13 protein-coding genes are annotated in these 15,229 nt (G+C 39.2%); 8 read left to right on the forward strand and 5 right to left on the reverse strand.

Annotated features, from left to right (window positions below; genetic code table 11):
* Positions 1-49: 49 nt before the first annotated feature.
* Positions 50-580 (reverse strand): hypothetical protein, encoded by a 531-nt coding sequence (locus B3H30_RS19420; RefSeq protein WP_112374064.1) that lies wholly within the window; start codon positions 578-580, stop codon positions 50-52.
* 420 nt (positions 581-1,000) lie between these two features.
* Between B3H30_RS19420 and B3H30_RS19425 the strand changes: the two genes are divergently transcribed.
* A complete protein-coding gene (locus B3H30_RS19425; protein WP_115047015.1) occupies positions 1,001-1,591 on the forward strand; it encodes a helix-turn-helix domain-containing protein in 591 nt (196 codons plus the stop codon).
* 31 nt (positions 1,592-1,622) lie between these two features.
* On the opposite strand, the gene B3H30_RS19430 is transcribed toward B3H30_RS19425, so the two are convergent.
* Positions 1,623-1,988 carry a hypothetical protein gene (locus B3H30_RS19430; RefSeq protein WP_201639776.1) on the reverse strand — a complete coding sequence of 122 codons (366 nt, stop codon included), beginning with the start codon at positions 1,986-1,988 and terminating at the stop codon, positions 1,623-1,625.
* 174 nt (positions 1,989-2,162) lie between these two features.
* On the opposite strand from B3H30_RS19430, the gene B3H30_RS19435 reads away from it, so the two are divergent.
* Complete coding sequence (locus B3H30_RS19435) at positions 2,163-2,558, forward strand: single-stranded DNA-binding protein (RefSeq protein WP_070561582.1); 396 nt, start codon at positions 2,163-2,165, stop codon at positions 2,556-2,558.
* A gap of 52 nt (positions 2,559-2,610) precedes the next feature.
* Here the strand turns inward: B3H30_RS19435 and B3H30_RS19440 are convergent, their stop codons facing one another.
* Together B3H30_RS19440 and B3H30_RS19445 are read right to left on the reverse strand one after the other, a co-directional pair.
* Complete coding sequence (locus tag B3H30_RS19440; RefSeq protein WP_115047011.1) at positions 2,611-3,018, reverse strand: hypothetical protein; 408 nt, start codon at positions 3,016-3,018, stop codon at positions 2,611-2,613.
* A gap of 432 nt (positions 3,019-3,450) precedes the next feature.
* A complete protein-coding gene (locus B3H30_RS19445; protein WP_070561585.1) occupies positions 3,451-4,110 on the reverse strand; it encodes a helix-turn-helix domain-containing protein in 660 nt (219 codons plus the stop codon).
* A gap of 91 nt (positions 4,111-4,201) precedes the next feature.
* Between B3H30_RS19445 and B3H30_RS19450 the strand changes: the two genes are divergently transcribed.
* The 6 genes from B3H30_RS19450 to B3H30_RS19475 all read left to right on the forward strand — a co-directional run bounded on the left by B3H30_RS19450 (position 4,202) and on the right by B3H30_RS19475 (position 13,400).
* The gene (locus tag B3H30_RS19450) at positions 4,202-4,591 is read left to right on the forward strand and encodes a YbjN domain-containing protein (protein ID WP_046674974.1); all 390 of its coding nucleotides are present in this window, start codon (positions 4,202-4,204) and stop codon (positions 4,589-4,591) included.
* 4 nt (positions 4,592-4,595) lie between these two features.
* Positions 4,596-5,303: a PspA/IM30 family protein gene (locus B3H30_RS19455; RefSeq protein WP_070561586.1), complete on the forward strand. Its 708-nt coding sequence runs from the start codon at positions 4,596-4,598 to the stop codon at positions 5,301-5,303.
* The gene (locus B3H30_RS19460) at positions 5,287-5,484 is read left to right on the forward strand and encodes a DUF4177 domain-containing protein (protein ID WP_083295781.1); all 198 of its coding nucleotides are present in this window, start codon (positions 5,287-5,289) and stop codon (positions 5,482-5,484) included. Before B3H30_RS19455 ends, B3H30_RS19460 begins: the two co-directional genes overlap by 17 nt.
* Before the next feature lie 11 nt (positions 5,485-5,495).
* Positions 5,496-6,221, forward strand: coding sequence for an OB-fold-containig protein (locus tag B3H30_RS19465; protein ID WP_046674834.1), 726 nt, complete (start codon positions 5,496-5,498; stop codon positions 6,219-6,221).
* A 119-nt stretch (positions 6,222-6,340) separates the two neighbouring features.
* Complete coding sequence (locus tag B3H30_RS19470) at positions 6,341-8,458, forward strand: flotillin family protein (RefSeq protein WP_286709454.1); 2,118 nt, start codon at positions 6,341-6,343, stop codon at positions 8,456-8,458.
* 97 nt (positions 8,459-8,555) lie between these two features.
* Positions 8,556-13,400: a DNA repair ATPase gene (locus B3H30_RS19475; RefSeq protein WP_286776800.1), complete on the forward strand. Its 4,845-nt coding sequence runs from the start codon at positions 8,556-8,558 to the stop codon at positions 13,398-13,400.
* A 104-nt stretch (positions 13,401-13,504) separates the two neighbouring features.
* Here B3H30_RS19475 and B3H30_RS19480 read toward each other — a convergent pair whose 3' ends face one another.
* On the reverse strand, positions 13,505-15,208 hold the full coding sequence (locus B3H30_RS19480; RefSeq protein ID WP_070561591.1) for a bifunctional alpha/beta hydrolase/class I SAM-dependent methyltransferase: 1,704 nt from the start codon (positions 15,206-15,208) through the stop codon (positions 13,505-13,507).
* Positions 15,209-15,229: the final 21 nt, after the last annotated feature.

Below are 15,229 nucleotides of genomic sequence, written 5' to 3' on the forward strand. Positions count from 1 at the left end.
TTTATTGGGCTTCGTTCAAAATAAAAACTGTTATCCGAATAAGGTGAGATTATTTTCGGCTGTTCTTCCGTTCTTTCTTGTTTTCCTTTTCGTTCCCGTTCTTAATTTCCTGTTTTCCTTTAATCCGATCTTCAATCGCCTTCAGGCTTGACGAAAAATCGAGGTCAACATTTTCAAGTTTAGCCTTTTTTAACGCCTTCAATGCCTTTTTGTATTTTCTCATTTTTTCAAATAGAAGTGCTTTCTTGATCCAGATTCCTGTCAAGGGCATGGCCGGAAGTGTCAAAGCAAATTTGATCGTCTTTTTTGCAGCTTCATACTCCCCCATATCAATCAATGTCTGAATGAAATAAGGATATACTTCCAGTGCCTGCACATTATGCACCAAAGCTTCCTGGAAATACCTTTTTGCCTGCTCATAGTCCAATAGCTGTTCGGCATGAACTCTTCCCATCAAACACAGCGCCATTGTATTGGACTCATCATAGGATAGCGCATAGGATAAGGATTCCATGGTCTCCTCCAAATACATCGGATAGTTATCCAGCGCCTGAAGGACATATTTATTTACTGAATTCATAAAATTTTCTAAAACATAACATTCATATCCAGCTTTCACGATAACTTTGAAAGTAACTGGATTTTTAAAACTCCTGAATAAGCTAAGCATATTGGAAAAGTGGACTACCATTTCGAGCGCCACGTTTTAGCCAATATCAACCTAGGTTACTTAACGTATTAAGAAGAAGATTAGGAAAGGGCCGTATTCCGAAGAATATTCCCGAGAATCTTCTCTGTGGACGAAGCGGGGTTTTCTAATATTGCAAACATATTCTTCCGTTTTTATTAATTACTCTATTGAATTGCAAAGATTCAAAATATTTACCAAATTCCAAAAACTTTTGATTATTAATCTGTTATATTGTTCAGCACGATATTGGCATATTATTGTCGCATCAATTTCACTAAAATTCAACGACTATTTCCCCATCTTTGAACTATGGAAAGTCAATCAGCTAATCAATTAATCAAACTAGCAAGAAAACGTAAGGGACTAACGCAGCAGGAACTCGCCGATCAAGCGGGGGTATCGCTAAGAACAGTACAACGCATAGAAAAAGGCACGGAAGAAATCAGTGGATTTAGTCTCAAACAGATCAGTCAAATTTTGGAAATACCATTAGAACAACTCATTATGCCAAATGTAAATCAAATCAGTATCGACAACAATCAAACAGGAAGTATTAAAGCGCTATATTTAGCATCGCTCACCTTTTTGGTCAACCCATTATTAGGGCTATTGGTCCCAGCAATTATGGGTTATACGAAACAAAACAAAGACGCCCTATACAGTAAGCACCTAAAAAAAATAATTATAATACACGCTGTTGGACTATTTTTTCTCGGAAGTTTCATAGGCTATATCATTATTGCAGATTTTTTTAAAATTGCACTACCGTCTTTTTTAACCAATATCTTTAATAGCGCCTATTTTTTACTCATCCCAGTATGCTATTACATATTGATTCTAACGTTTACTATTTTTAATTATATTGCAATAAGAAAAGCCAAGCTCAGTTCTGCAAACTAAACCAATACAAATGAATCTATTGTGATCAATATCACAGCGGTTTCTTTTGAACAATCAATACCCAATCATTCTCCAACAACAGATACCCTGTTTCGTAAATAAAGCTATAGGTCTGCCCCTTGTTATTGGAAAAAGTATGTGTATGAAACTTAAAATCAAATCCCAACCGCTTTAACTTTTCCCGTTGTATCTTCACCATACCCACCCCACTCAATGCATCTAATAAAATACGGCGGTTTTTTCGTAGGATATTATTCACATTGCGCACCAGATTGGTCTGGTCGCTATTTAATTTATTGTTATAGGCGTTCCGGCAAGCATCATCACAAAATCGCTTGTCCGAACGGCCATATATTACTTTGCCACATTCAAGGCAGACTTTTTCTCCAGAACTCATAACGGAAGATTAAACGACAACAAACGGTTACAACCGACTATAGTCGAATACAAATGGTAAATAGACGACTATAGTTATTTCCCCACCCCACCTTTGCTTAAGATCATTCGGCGTTCATAGCCAATGACCATCAACTAAAATAAGAATTATTAAAAACTTTTAAAAATTAGACACATGAGCACATTACGCAACAAAGTACAATTGGTTGGGCATTTAGGAAACGACCCGTTAATCAAAACAACTTCCACTGGCACCAATTACTCCATATTACGTCTCGCCACCAATGATCTTTTCAAGAACAAAGCCGGTGAATGGGTTGAAGAAGTTCAATGGCATACACTCGTGGTTTGGGGTAAGCAAAACAATACCATTGAAAAGAAATGCCAACGTGGGACCAAACTCATGGTTGAAGGCAAACTCACCTATCGTAACTATGAGAACGCAGATGGGGTAAAACAATATGTCACAGAAATTAAAGTAGATAATTTTATGATTTTATCTGATTCGAACGGTGCCAAAGATGACATCCCAACACCTCCAGATGAAAATGAAGACGATCTGCCTTTCTAGTATGATCAACGAGGTAGGTTTTCAAGCCCCTACCTCGTCGATTGTTTCCAACTTATTTTGTCAGGCTTGCAGTCAACGCTCTTCCTAGGTTCTCTGCATAAGCCTTCCATAATTTAGCATCTTCTGGCGTAAACTTAGCAACAGCTTCAGTTTCTTTGGCCGCCCATTCCTGTCGCTTCGCTGCAAGCTCCTTGAGTTTAACAACATCGCCGCTTTTAGCAACAGCGATAAATTCTTTGATATATTTTGTATAATCCTCCGCCAATTTTTGTGTCTCAGCAGAACTAAATTTCGGTATTGGCACTTCGCCACCGCTATTTTCTACCGACGTTTCGGCCGTATCTTTTTTTAAGTCAATAGCGGCAGTTGTATCTTTTACTTCGACTTTTTTAGTCGTGGAATTATTGCAGGAAATAACAAAAAATCCAGCAATTAATGCTGATAAGGCTACTTTCTTCATTTATTTAAATTTAGTTTTTTAAGTCTGGTCATTTATTCGTTTATGCGTGTTGTTCTAAAGCTAAATAAATCACTCTAGTTTTATCGGATCGACAAGTTCACCATCATCTTAATCACAACCCTACCTTTTTGTAACGTTACTTTATTATCGAACTAATTTAATTACAATGCCCGACTCTACGAAATTTTTTGTGGACACTCACATTCTGCAGGCCTGAGTTAGGAGTCTTCTTTTCTTGTAGGCAAGTCAACATCAGATCAACTCCAAGGCCGTACATATTAGGGGTATTACAAGGGTAAACCCCTGCAAACCCCTTGTTAATACCTTGTAAATGGACTGCGATTACATAATTAACCACGGATATGATAACAACATGGAAATACGCCCGATACCGGCAAAACCGAATAAACAATAGGAAAAAGTTCCACGCAATTAGATTCGCTCAAACCTGCCATACAATTTCCAGAAATATGCTTTCTCCCCCATAGTGAGATCAATCTTCTTCCAGGCATTTAAGGCTAAACTAATCTCCTTTTCCTGCAAACTGTATTTTCCAATAAAGAACTCTTCTTCGGAAAAATACAAACCAAATGCTTTATCCAACGTATGTAGGCTCTGAACATCTACCTCTTCAAAAAATAAAATGGATTGAGGGCCAGCCAAAAAATCACTCGGCACCGGAATAGCGTCAGCGTATTCGATTGCGATGAGGCGGTTCCTACTTTGCAAAGGAAATTCAATTATTGGAAGCTCTTCTAATTTCGAAAAATAACTACCCGCCTCAAAAATACCATCTCGTTCCAGCAGCGGGATTTGTAACAATCTTTTACGTCCAATAAGAGAAACATTTGGATCAAAATAATCATTGAAGTTAAGAATTTCATTGACAGATAGATTTTTTTCAATAAGATGCTGCACAGGAATGCCAAAATAATTTGCAATTTTTAGAACAATCTCAATTTTTGGCTCTGCACGCATTTCTTCGTAAGACGAAATATTACCTCTAGTAAGATTAAAAATATCCCCAAATGCCTGTTGACTCATTCCTTTCACTTTTCTTAATTTCTTAATATTGTTGCCTACGTTGCTCATTTTAAAAAAAATTGAATATTTATTGCAAAATATTTTTGCATTTTTATTACCTTTATGCAAAGAATATGTGCAATATATAAAAAACTTGATTATGTACTTCTCAAAAATTGAAAATTATATCGCCAATATCGGTTACACCATCACCCATAAGGATACAAAAGAAGGAATCTTTGTCATCGAAAATGAAGACGACGGAATCCGTAACCTGATTGTAGGCATTGCCCAACCCATCCTGATTTTTGAGCAATATCTTTTTACAATCAGCAATGACACCATGGATATGTTCAAATCACTATTGATAAAAAATAGAGATATTATACACGGTGGGTTTGCATTAACAGAAGATGGTACCAAAGTTATATTTCGGTATACCTTACAAATACATAATCTCGATCAGAATGAGTTTGATGCAGCCATTAATTCGCTGAGTCTTTTGATGAGTGAATATTATAATCAGTTAATAAGTTTTTCAAAATTATAGAATAATGAATATTTTTAAGAGAATTTTCAGAATTGGTCAAGCCGAGATCCACGCAGTCGTGGACAAAATGGAAGACCCTATCAAAATGACGGAACAGGGTATCCGTGAGATGAAAGAGGACCTGGAACAATCGTTAGAAGCCTATGCTAAAGTTAAAGCGTTAGCCATACGTACCCAAAACAATTGTGAAAGGAAAAAAGAAGAAGCCAATGAATTCGAAAACAAAGCTATTCTATTACTCCAAAAAGCACAAAAGGGAGAATTAACGACAGAAAAGGCAGAAGGTCTTGCAAAGGAAGCGCTGTTGTTGAAAAAACAGTTATTAATCGAAGCTGGTGAATTGGAGAAACAAGCCGTGATTCATCAAAGTTCATCGGATGAGCTACACAAAAATGTAGACATTCTCAAATTCAATATATCGAAATGGGAAGGTGAACTCTCTACTTTAAAGGCACGTGTAAAGGTATCCAACGCAGCTAAAATGGTCAATCGTCAGCTCGCTAATATCGATTCCAATAGTACGATTTCCATGTTAGAACGTATGAAAGAGAAGGTCGAGGAAGACGAGGCACTAGCAAAGGCCTATGGCGAGATTGCACTAGGTAACAAAAGTAAAGTTGATGAGATCAACGAGACCATCGGCGGGTCTGAAGCCGTCAACAACGAATTAGAAGAACTAAAAAGAAAATTAAATAATGATGAAAAGATTTGAATATAAAACGCTAAAAATTGAACCTAAAGGTTTTTGGGGAACAAAGTTGGATCCCGAAAAAATTGATGAAATCTTAAATGATCTTGGAAATCAAGGCTGGGAATTGGTAACCATGCAGGACCTTGAAGTCAATGGGAATTCCTGGTCTTTTCATTATACTTTCAAGAGAGAGAAAATTTAAACAATAACACTATGACAGAACTAATCAATATCTTATTCAATCCATTGTCCAATGGAATTATGACAGTCTTAACTGGCATGTCTGTAGTGTATTGGTTATTTATGTTTCTGATGGGTGATGGAGTACATCTATTTGATGCCGATGCAGATATAGACCTCCATCCTACACCTGATGTCACGGACGTTGATGGCTCACATGATATCGCAACTGAGGGCGGCGATCATGCACACCATCATCATACGGATACGGACGCTAATACAGAACCTGGTTTCTTTGCAAAAGCAATGGATTACATCAATGTTGGCAAAGTACCCATCATGCTTATTGTAACACTGTTCAAATTTATAGGCTGGATAATTACCATTGTTTCTTCGCTCTTTATCGACGTTGCTTCATGGGGGATAAAGTCCGTATTAATCCTGATCCCTGTTTTTATTGTTACATTTATTTTAATGCATTTTCTGACCAAACCTTTAGCTAAAATGTTCAAAAGTATAGGTTACAATGGCGAAGAAAGTCACGATTTTCTTGGTCGCATGGGTAAAATGAGAGCCAGTATTGAAGGCAAGAAAATAGGTTCTGCCGAATTTATCATCCAACAGGATCCTATTCGCCTCAATGTTGTCAGCCATAATGGGGAGAAAATAGGCTATGGAGACGATGTCATTATTGTTGACGAATCCAAGGACAAGAAATATTATTATGTGACCAAAGAAATCACGATAGACAATATTTAATGGAAAAGGAATAAACGCAAAGCCCCGACACTAAACAACTGTCCTAAAAGAGCGAATCTTTATCCTTTTAAATTCTAATCGTAAACCCAAATATTAAAATCTAAATAAATACAAATCATATGCTATATCAACCTCTTTTATTTTTAAGTGGCTTAAACGGAATTATACTTTTAATTGTCGGTTTGGCTGTCTTTTTAATTTTTGCATTCTTTGTTGTATTGAGTGCATTCTACAAGAAAATTCCACAAGGGAAGGCGATTGTACGAACCGGTGTTGGTGGTACAAAAGTAGCATTCAACAAGGGAATGTATGTTGTACCTGTATTTCACAAGATGGAGATCATGGACATCTCAATCAAAAAAATTGAGATTGCCCGTATGCAGGGTGAAGGTTTGATCTGTAAGGACAATATTCGTGCAGATATCAAAGTTGCTTTCTTTGTTCGTGTCAATAAAAATGTAGATGATGTGATCAATGTAGCCCAAAATTTAGGTTGCGACCGCGCCAGTGAACCAGAAACATTAAAAAGTATTTTTGAATCTAAATTCTCCGAAGCACTCAAAACAGTAGGTAAGAAATTTGATTTCATTGAATTATACGAAGCCCGTCGCGAATTCCGTGATGAGATACTCGACGTCATCGGAACTGATCTTAATGGTTATATTTTGGACGACTGTGCGATTGATTACCTTGAACAGACCGACATCGAACATCTCAATCCAAATAATATCCTAGACAGTGAGGGTATCAAAAAGATCACCGAATTAACAGCCAAACAAAATATAAATGCCAACTTCATTCGTCGTGATGAGGAGAAACTAATCAAAAAACAAAACGTGGAAGCAAGGGAAGCAATTCTAGAACTAGACCGTCAGCTTGCCGAAAAGGAAGAGAAACAAAAACGGGAAATTGACAACATCAGAGCACGCGAAGAAGCAGAAATAGCAAAGGTACGCGAAGAAGAACGTCTCAAGTACGAAAGCGTCCGGATTTCTACCGAAGAGCAACTCGCTGTTCAAGAAGAAAATAAACTGCGGCAGATTATCATTGCTGAAAAGAATAAACAACGTACCGATGCTGTGGAGGCCGAACGTGTAGAAAAAGATCGCGCCTTAGAACAAACAGAACGCGAGCGCATTGTTACCTTAGCACAGATCGACAAAGAACGCTCGATCGAAACCGAAAAGAAAAGTATCCAAGGCGTTATCAAAGAACGTGTACAATTGGAAAAAGGTGTTGTTGAAGAGCAACAAGGCGTCAAAGACATCGAAGTATTCCGTGAAGTAGAACGTAAAAAACAAGCGGGTGTTATTGCGGCATCACAAGAAGCAGAAGAAAAATTAATTTCAACTGTTAAAGCTGCCGAAGCTGCAAAAATTGCGGCAGAACAGGAAGCAGAGAAAAAAGTAATCGACGCGGAGGCTGCTCGTAAAATCGCCGAAAAGCGTGCACAAGAGCTATTGATCGATGCGGAAGCGAAAAAAGAAGCATCACTCAAAGAAGCCGAAAGTCGTAAGATTATTGCCGAGGCACAAGCCAAAGAAGAAGCTGCGCTTGGCTTATCCGAGGCCGAAGTTATGGTTGCCAAAGCTGAAGCTGAAGAAAAACAAGGTACTGTAGAAGCTAGTGTCATTGAGAAGAAAGCAGAAGCGATGCGTAAAGAGGGCTTAGCACAGGCGGAAGTTGTGCGTGAGAAAGCGCTTGCTGAAGCCAAAGGTATCGAAGAGAAAGCTGAAGCGATGAAGAAATTAGACGGCGTGGGCAGAGATCACGAAGAATTCAAATTGCAATTGCAAAAAGAACGTGATATTGAACTCGCACACATCAATATCCAAAAAGACATTGCTCAAGCACAAGCCGGCGTATTATCGGAAGCACTTAAAACAGCAAAAATCGATATTGTTGGTGGTGAAACCATGTTCTTTGAGAATATCGTCCGTCAAGTATCCAACTCCAAAGGTTTTGATCACTTGATTGACAACTCCAAACATGCCACAGCTATTAAAAATTCTTTGATAGGTCCAGATGGACAAGGAGACCTCGCAGATAAGGTGCGTGGATTAGCCGATAAATATGGAATTTCCACAAACGATATTAAGAACCTCACCGTTTCAGCAGCATTGATCAAACTTCAACAAGCGGCGACTGATGCTGAAAATGGCGAAGATACAAGCTTCATTAATTCTTTGTTCGGATTGGCGAAAAACTTGGGCATATCAAACAAAAAACTGTCCTAGTCCCTCCCCAATTCATTATTGCTTGCAATGATAATTACCATTGCAGGCAATAAACAAAAGATTTTATCACATATACCAAGTCGAGAAAGCTCATTTTATGCCAGAAGAAAACGTAATAAATCAGAACGACTCCCTTGATCAAGGTGCATACGAGATTATTCGGAAGCGGCTTCTTACACAAAAAGAAGAGCTTACTATCAAACTCCAACAACTAAATAATGCCCGCAAGGAAATATTTAATGCGACAAGTTTTATACTCAGGGCCAATCAACGGATCACCACAGAAAATAACTGTGTTGCTCGTGGTATTTTAGCCCTGGACAAGCTATGTATATTTGGTTATAATGTCCATTTTGGGTTACGCACCGAAATTAAACTCGAAGATGTTTTCAGTGTATATACATTCGAAAACAATCAGTTTATCCCACAATCACTCGATCTGATCAATGATCCTAATTTCATTGGCGATTACCAAAATTTATACAAATACTATCGCGACTCGATCTTTTCCAAGTTTCGACGTACGGAAAACTATCTTTATATGATCTTTCAGACCAGCAAAAATCCTGCTGACCTGAAGGCATTCAAGTGGTTGATTAAAGACGGAAAGCTCCAATATCAGGACGACCGCAGCATCCATGAAGTCAAATTACCCAACCAATTTGAATTTGAATGGACAAAAACAACCTTGGAAGACCGTCGCCTCGGAAAACACCCACACATATCCATTAAGGACAAGATCTTTATAGAAGCGATCAATGGCGATATTACTTTCAAAATTGAAAATAACACCGATACAGGGAAAGGAATCTTCTCCGAAAAAGTTTCAAACGCCGACCAACAATTGGATGATGCGGATTACTACTATGCAGACCTTGGCAATTTGATTGCCGTTCGCATCAAACCGTATCAAGAAGATTTCCGTGCATTTGTCTTTAATCAACGGACAAAAGAAGTGGTGAATCTTAAATCCCTTAATGAATCAGCCATTTTACTACCCGATAATCAAGGAATCATTTTTTCTAACGGATACTACCTGCAGAATGGCACCCATAAAATCTTTGACGTCCAGTTTGACCGGGTTAGTTTCCTTAGACGCATCGCATCACCAAACGGTGAAGACTTCCTCTATATCTTTTGTCAGGAGGAAACGAATACCTACATCTTACTGTCTTATAACATCATTCAGCAGCATGTCGAAACGCCGATCATCTGCAATGGATTCACACTTTTTAAAGACGGTAGTTTAATTTACTTCCATACAGAGGCCGAAGCAACAAGGCATCATCAGGTTCAGATCTGGGAAACCCCTTACATGGCCGTGCTCAAAGAAAATGAGTTAAAAAAAGACGACCCGCTTTATAAGCTTGGTAATAAACAGATCGTACAGGCCATGGCCGAAGCACAAGAAGTCATACAGCTCATCAACAAAGAAGATAGTTATGAAGGCCTTTACGAGGATATACTCAAAAAATCGACTGTCCTTCTTGACTCTTATTTTTGGATAAAGGATGAAGCCTTGTCCAACCTTGGTCAGCCATTAGCTCAGATCAAGGAGGTCGCTAATACGGCAATTGACGAATTTGTTAAGGTCCAAGCCCAACGTAAATACGCTACAGAGCTCAATAGCACTGCCGAGAAGAAAATGGAAGAGCTTACCTTTTCCATCAATAGTACTGTAGTCGAAAAGCTTGACCAACTTGTTCATCAACTGGCAGATTCACGACGTTTACAGGGCGAAATCATTGACCTCAAAAATGTCAGATATATTGATATAGTCCGTATCGATGCTTTACTCGAGAAGCTGCAGTCAATCACCACCGAACTTGCCGAAAAGACAATTGCTTTCTTGCTCCGCGACGAGGCTTTACAACCCTATGAGCAGAAAGTGGAGCAGCAGAAAAACAATGTTGCTGCAATTGTCAAAGTCTATGACGCCAAAGCGATTGAGGAAGCCAATTCGGCTATATCGAGTGAATTGGAGCTGTTGATCGATATTCTAAACAGTTTAAAAATTGACGACTCCACCCAAACCACCAAAATCATCGAGAAGATAGCCGTTATTTTCTCGTCCTTGAATGAGGTCCGGGCGCAGCTTACGCGTAAACTCAATTCATTAAAAAGTACGGAAGCCATTGCAGAATTTTCCGCCCAACTTACGCTACTGGAACAGTCTGTCACCAATTATCTTGAACTCTCTACGACAACTGAAAAAGTAGACGAGTATTATACCAAGGTCATTGTTCAACTGGAAGAACTCGAAAGTAAGTTTTCAGAATTTGAGGACTTCGCCCTGAAAATAGCAGATAAACGCGATGAGATCATCAAAGCATTTAATTCCCGCAGAGAGCAAATCGTTGAACAGATCAACAAACGTAGCTCTTCACTCGAGCAAATTGGACTTCGCGTATTAAAGAATATCGAAAACAAATCAAAGACATTTGCAACGCGTGAGGAAATCCTAAGTTTCTTTGCTTCAGATTTGATGATTGACAAAATCAGACAGCTTGTGCAAGAGCTGAAAACGCTCAGTGATGTTTCAAAAGCCGAAAATCTTGAAAACCTGCTCAAAAAATCTCAGGAGGATGCATTACGCATTTTACGTGACAAGAATGATCTTTTTGTAGATGGAGAGAACATTATTGCGCTTGGCAAGCATAAATTTGCCGTCAATAGTCAGTCACTCAGTTTAACACTCGTACGCAAAAATGACGAACTATTCTTCCATCTTACCGGAACGAGCTTCTATCAAAAAGTCAAAGGATCCGAGATCGAAAACTTTAGCGATATTTGGGATCAGGAACTGATTTCCGAAAACAAGGACGTATACCGGGCTGAATATCTCGCCTATAAAACATTCCTTGCTTCCAAAGGACAGTTAGATTTTGATGCCAACCTGTTTATCAATCAGACTGTCGAGCAAAGTTATTCGGAAGGTTATGTCAAAGGAGTGCATAACTTTGATGCCTTGGTAATCTATGATACCATCAAGCAGCTAGATAGCAAACTTGATCTTTTACGTTACGATGCTCATTTGCGTGCTATGGCACAATTGTTTTGGCATTCACTTGCGCAAGACGAGCAGGAAAAACAGACAGCGTTGATTCAATCTACACATTCGGTATTAAAAGCATTTCCAAATTCCACACGCTACCAATCTGTCGTGGACGAACTCACAAAATTATTCATCAATTGGGACACCCATTTGGATCGTTCGACATTTCATGCGGAGGACGTCGCGAGCTATCTCTTCCAGACTTTCACAAGCTACAGCAAGTTTGTCGTCAGTGAGCAATCGGATGAACTTAAAAAGGCTTTCATCAGGCTATTGGAAAACAAGAAGAGTTTTAAACTCTTTGAAGCAGATATTCAGCATACACAATTTAGTCTCGTAGACCGCTTCTATTTGACCTTAAATTGGCTAAATTCTTTTATCGACGAGAACGACGATTACCAGGCTTTCCAAAAGTACGTGGAGGAAACTGCAGTCACGCTTCTTTATCCGAAGGATGAATACCAATTGATCATCGCCAAAGACAATGCACTCATCCAGGGATTAAAGGGAAATCACGTGATCTTGAACAATGGAGAAGAGCAAATTCAATACCATCAATTTCTGCGTAGATTGAAGACTTTTGCAGAATGGAATGTTCCTCGTTTTCAAGAATTCGCTTCTTTGAAGGAGCAGCTTGGAAAAACATACGCCAAGGAGCTGAAAATCGGAGAATTTGAACCAAAAGTCCTAACATCTTTTGTCCGAAATAAGTTGATCAACGAAGTTTACTTCCCATTGATCGGAAATAATTTGGCCAAACAGCTGGGGGAAGCTGGCGACAATAAACGTACCGCCAGGATGGGTATGCTTCTCCTCATTTCTCCGCCAGGTTACGGAAAGACAACATTAATGGAATACCTCGCGAAAACCATGGGATTACATTTTGTAAAAATCAACGGACCTACAATAGGGCATTCCATTACTTCAATAGATCCTGTGGAAGCGAAAACCTCTGGTGAACGTGAGGAACTTAAGAAGATCAATCTTGCTTTCGAAATGGCCGATAATGTGATGCTTTACCTCGATGATATCCAACATTTGAATCCCGAATTCCTTCAGAAATTCATTTCATTGGCTGATGGGCAACGTAAGATCGACGGTATTTTTGAAGGTGAGAGTAAAACATACGATTTGCGTGGGAAAAGATTCTGCATCGTAATGGCAGGAAACCCTTACACCGAAAGTGGGTCCAAATTTCAGATTCCAGATATGTTGGCCAACCGTGCGGATGTATACAATCTTGGGGATGTGATCGGTGATACCGAAGCACTTTTCAATCTCAGCTTAATTGAAAATGCGGCAATTGAAAACAGCTACCTTGAAAAAATAGCAAGCAAATCTTTCAACGATTTCTATGCTTTAGTGAACTATGCACAATCGGTTGTAGATCAACTTCCCGATTTAGAAGGCAATTACCTGAAGCAAGATATCGATGATTTTATCACAGTATTAAAACATGTATTAAAGATCAGAAACGTTGTCATCAAGGTCAATCAAAATTATATTCAAAGTGCGGCCATGCAGGACAATTACCGAACAGAACCGCCGTTCAAACTGCAAGGGTCTTATCGGAATATGAGTAAGCTCGTCGCCCAAGTTGTGCCGATGATGAACGAACAGGAAATCGATCAAGTTCTCCTCGCACATTATGAAAGTGAGTCACAAACCCTTACTGCCGATACGGAAAGTAATCTTTTAAAATTGAAAGAACTTGCTGGATTAATCAATACAGTGGAACAAGAACGGTGGGAACACATCAAAGAAATATTCCGCAAGAACAATAAACATGGTGGACTTGCCAAAGATGATAAGGTCTTTGCACAAATGCAAGACTTTAACGAAAACCTGGAGGGCATCATACAAGCTATCCGTGCTTATAGGAATTAATATTCGTCCTGATTATTCCAGCTGACGTAATTGGAAGCGTCAGCTGGAATAATCATTACCCTAAACAAAGACATAACTTTTCACTGCTAAGAATAGCGGAATGGCTACCCATTTACCGTCCCTGAAGACACCGTAAATATGCCAAAGTCATCGATCAGCATACGTTCCTTAACAACTCCATTGTACGCCATCAGACGATCTAATTCTTTCTGCGAACGACGACGCATCACCCAGTCCTTTTTCTGATGACTGTTTAACACGTAAGCAATCATCTTTAACTGTGGATGCCATGGCTGTCCAGTATAAACCAAATGACTGCTTGATTCGCAAATCGAAATTGCGCCTTTTACAGCCCTACTTGCCATTTCATTGTCACCAAAAAGTTCAAAAATACCTGAGATAATAACAATATTAGGCTCGAATTCCAGTTTGGAATAGGTAGCTGGATCAAAACAATCGTAATTGGTAAATCGTATCCCCTGCAATCCATTTCTACGGATAATCCTCTCTCCCACCTCAATATTGGACAACAGGAATTCATTAATCACGATTTCGGCTTCGGGATATTTCGCTTTGATATCAAATAAGTAATTGCCGGTGCCACCTGCAATATCCAATATCTTCACGGTCTTTCCAGCAGCTTTGACCTTCGCGATATTCTCTTCCAATAACTGTAATAAGTGCTGTTTTCGAATGCGAATTCCTTTCCATCCAATCGCCTCCAGATAACCTCGGTCGAGGATACGACCGAACCGATTTTTACCCTGCGATTCATTGCGATAGACGTAGTCCAGCGATATCCCCGAATCAAATCCAAACTGCAGGCCTAAATTCATTCCTTTACTTAAGGAACCTATTTTGCCCAATGCCCATTTCTGGACAGCATAGTTCAATTTTTCACCTGCAGGAAGTAATTTATGGTATAATTGTTCATACTCTTTCACCGAAAAATCATCGGGTTCGAGCGTCAGTTCAGGACTTTGTCGGGCATAGGCTTTGTCGATAAAATTTCGCAGATAGTGATAAACTTTCTGCCGATTTGTTTCAAATAGAATCCCGTGGTAGAAATTACGTAAAGTGATAAAAGTCTTCAACTTTGAAGCTATTGTCACAAAGAATTTTTTCTGCACCGAATTTTTGACCACATAATCTTTTTCAGCAGAAAGGACAATTACTGGGATATCAATCGCCGCTGCGTCTTCAACGATACGCTCGCCGGCTTTTAATAGATCAACCAACAAAGCGCCATTGATAGATTTGGAAATCAACGGATCAGCATCGTAAGCCTTCTGCTGATCGATATCGTGAGTCAACACCTTGGATTTGACGTAACTCTGGATAATCAGATCTTTTTTTAGCTTTGTTCCCAAAGCAATCATCCGATTGGCTAGGGGCACATATAATTTAATTTCAAATGCAGGTGCCAACAATGCAATACCTGCGACTTTAGGCGCAAAATCGTGTACCCACGCACTGACAACAACCCCCGCAATACTATTGGCGATAACGAAGATGTCTTTCGAATCAACCAAATATTCACGGCCTATATAATGAAAGAAACTATCCAAATCACGCACATAATCCATAAAGATCGGTGAAACTGGTTCTTTCGTATAACCATGTCCGCGCAAATCAAATGCAAAGATGGAGTGATCGGCAAACTGTGGATCCGTAGCCATCTCCTGCAGACGTTCCGAATGCTCATGCCCCCGGTGCAGTACGACCAATGCCCGCTGTCCGGCCTGATAATTCCAAACGCGATATAATAACTCTCCTTGATCAAAACTCTTGAAGTAACCTGATTTCATGTATAATTTTTACGTACTAAT

The organism is Sphingobacterium sp. UBA7038 (genome assembly GCF_002494055.1).
Taxonomy (GTDB): Bacteria; Bacteroidota; Bacteroidia; order Sphingobacteriales; family Sphingobacteriaceae; genus Sphingobacterium; species Sphingobacterium multivorum.

What these genes read in the sequence shown, in the direction of transcription:
- B3H30_RS19420 (WP_112374064.1), bottom strand. Translation starts at nt 580, where the DNA reads ATGAATTCAGTAAATAAATATGTCCTTCAGGCGCTGGATAACTATCCG.
- B3H30_RS19425 (WP_115047015.1), top strand. Translation starts at nt 1,001, where the DNA reads ATGGAAAGTCAATCAGCTAATCAATTAATCAAACTAGCAAGAAAACGT.
- B3H30_RS19430 (WP_201639776.1), bottom strand. Translation starts at nt 1,988, where the DNA reads ATGAGTTCTGGAGAAAAAGTCTGCCTTGAATGTGGCAAAGTAATATAT.
- B3H30_RS19435 (WP_070561582.1), top strand. Translation starts at nt 2,163, where the DNA reads ATGAGCACATTACGCAACAAAGTACAATTGGTTGGGCATTTAGGAAAC.
- B3H30_RS19440 (WP_115047011.1), bottom strand. Translation starts at nt 3,018, where the DNA reads ATGAAGAAAGTAGCCTTATCAGCATTAATTGCTGGATTTTTTGTTATT.
- B3H30_RS19445 (WP_070561585.1), bottom strand. Translation starts at nt 4,110, where the DNA reads ATGAGCAACGTAGGCAACAATATTAAGAAATTAAGAAAAGTGAAAGGA.
- B3H30_RS19450 (WP_046674974.1), top strand. Translation starts at nt 4,202, where the DNA reads ATGTACTTCTCAAAAATTGAAAATTATATCGCCAATATCGGTTACACC.
- B3H30_RS19455 (WP_070561586.1), top strand. Translation starts at nt 4,596, where the DNA reads ATGAATATTTTTAAGAGAATTTTCAGAATTGGTCAAGCCGAGATCCAC.
- B3H30_RS19460 (WP_083295781.1), top strand. Translation starts at nt 5,287, where the DNA reads ATGATGAAAAGATTTGAATATAAAACGCTAAAAATTGAACCTAAAGGT.
- B3H30_RS19465 (WP_046674834.1), top strand. Translation starts at nt 5,496, where the DNA reads ATGACAGAACTAATCAATATCTTATTCAATCCATTGTCCAATGGAATT.
- B3H30_RS19470 (WP_286709454.1), top strand. Translation starts at nt 6,341, where the DNA reads ATGCTATATCAACCTCTTTTATTTTTAAGTGGCTTAAACGGAATTATA.
- B3H30_RS19475 (WP_286776800.1), top strand. Translation starts at nt 8,556, where the DNA reads ATGCCAGAAGAAAACGTAATAAATCAGAACGACTCCCTTGATCAAGGT.
- B3H30_RS19480 (WP_070561591.1), bottom strand. Translation starts at nt 15,208, where the DNA reads ATGAAATCAGGTTACTTCAAGAGTTTTGATCAAGGAGAGTTATTATAT.